The organism is Paenibacillus xylanilyticus (assembly GCF_013359935.1).
Lineage (GTDB): Bacteria > Bacillota > Bacilli > Paenibacillales > Paenibacillaceae > Paenibacillus > Paenibacillus xylanilyticus.
Window position 1 is genome coordinate 1 of the sequence record NZ_JABMCB010000049.1, and the last position, 1,875, is coordinate 1,875.

A 1,875-nucleotide genomic window follows, 5' to 3' on the forward strand; every position below is an offset into this window, starting at 1 on the left:
CCGCCTTAAACGATTGCCGAAACGTCAAGCTGACCAAACACCGCTGCGCCTGCGTCCCATGTTTTAATGTCCTGACGCATGATAGCTCTCAGGTCTGTTGTGTCACGAGTAAAGGCGCTGCCGCCTTCTTTGGTGCTTGCAAGCTCATAAAACTTGCGAGAGTACAGTACCAAGAGTTGTTTTAAATCACCGACAATAAACGGAGCTGTGCCGGCTGTTGCATCCCCTGGAAGCATTCTGTTTGATGCCACGACAACCTGACGACCTTTGAACAGCTTTTTACCTGGTTGTGTGATGTCGTCTACCAACAGGTAACGGCCGTTAGCGTCTTTCTGTTCATCCATCCAAGCAAAACCATGCTGATTGGTCAGGATAATGCTGCGTTCACTGATTGCCGGATCAAGTCCGATGTTAATTACGCGTTTAATCGCATCCATGTCCGCAAGAGGCTTTTTGGCCAGCTTGTTCAGTTCTGCCAAAATCAATGAATTCCGTGTGGCTACAGCCTTTTTACCAATCCATGTAGAAATGTAACTGATAATGTTTTGGTCCGAATCCGCCAGCAGTTCATTCGTCAAAGGTAGAATACCGCCGCGTTTTGTGACCGCGTATTTCAACGGAATGAACTGCGGTGCGTCAGACTCAGGAATCACTCCATATTCCTCAATCAATGGAAATGGTACGAATTCAGCATCTTTTTCAATGACTCGGGAGCCGGAAAGTGTAGCGACATCCTCCACCGTGATAAATTGGCTCAGATCTGTAAATTGACGGGAAACCGTATTGATTCGCGTTTGGATGTCCTGCGGAATGATCAACGATGCATCGCCCGTTGTCTGACCAGATACTCCACCCTCATGCATTACCGCTCTTCGTTCGTACTCCGTAATAATGCTTCGTTCTTCTGAATTGACATCCCGGCGTCTTACACCCTTCATGAATACACCGCGATATTCTTTTTCTAGCTCCGCATCTTCTCGGGAGCTTAAATCAAGGAATCCACCCAGAGGCTGCCCGCCGTTATTGCCGTACTCGCGCGTTTCGTCTTCCTCCAGCTCTCTCAAAACGTTGGCTTTCTCTTGCATTTTCCGTAATTCAGCCATTTGGTTATTCGCTTCTGTTGTCTTATCCTCAGAAACCATGGTACGGACTTCTTGTTTCTTTTGTTCAATCGCATCTAAAAGCGCGCGAAGTTCTTTTCTCAAATGGATCACCTCATGAATTATTTGGTCAAACAAAAAAACTGGCCTTTAGATCAGGTCCAGTTCCATCAGAATTTTTTCTTTTTCAGCACTCAATCCCGCGCGAGCCTCTTCAGCCTTAAAGTCTTCCAATGATCTTGCCGTGACTTCATTGCTCGGATATGCCGGGAAAGCAACCGGGCTGATTTCGAACAGCTCCGCATTCAAAATACTTCGCTTGTAAACCTTCGTCCCATCATCCCGCTTTTCACTGGACCATTTATCCTTGGTAACCTTCATACCAAAGGATACCCCGTCCACATCTCCACGCTGAATCAATGCCCAGGCGTCATTTCCGACTGTGGTATCTGGTATATCCAGTTCAAATCGTAAGTCAGATGTTCCCTCCACCAGCCTCAATGTCCCTGATTTTGTATTCCCAAGAACCTGAGAAGTATCATGACTCCAGAGCCCAACCACGCCGCGCGTTTTAATGCTTTCCGCGAATGCGCCTGAAGCAATTTGTTCAACAAACGTATCACCGTACCAGTCTCGCATTTCATTCGAGTCTGTATCGTACTTGATCGCCCCGGTAATAGTTCTTTGCCCGTTTTCTTCATCGGCTCTAATTTCCAGAGCCACCGGAAGCGCTCTTGTCTCCTTTGTCAGCTTTGGCATTGTCTTTTCCAGTTCC

2 protein-coding genes are annotated in these 1,875 nt (G+C 47.2%); both read right to left on the reverse strand.

What is annotated here, in order from left to right:
• Positions 1–5 precede the first annotated feature (5 nt).
• On the reverse strand, positions 6–1,214 hold the full coding sequence (locus HP552_RS00310; protein WP_312884174.1) for a phage major capsid protein: 1,209 nt from the start codon (positions 1,212–1,214) through the stop codon (positions 6–8).
• Between the two features lie 36 nt (positions 1,215–1,250).
• Positions 1,251–1,871, reverse strand: coding sequence for an HK97 family phage prohead protease (locus tag HP552_RS00315; protein WP_175393813.1), 621 nt, complete (start codon positions 1,869–1,871; stop codon positions 1,251–1,253).
• Between the last annotated feature and the right edge of the window lie 4 nt (positions 1,872–1,875).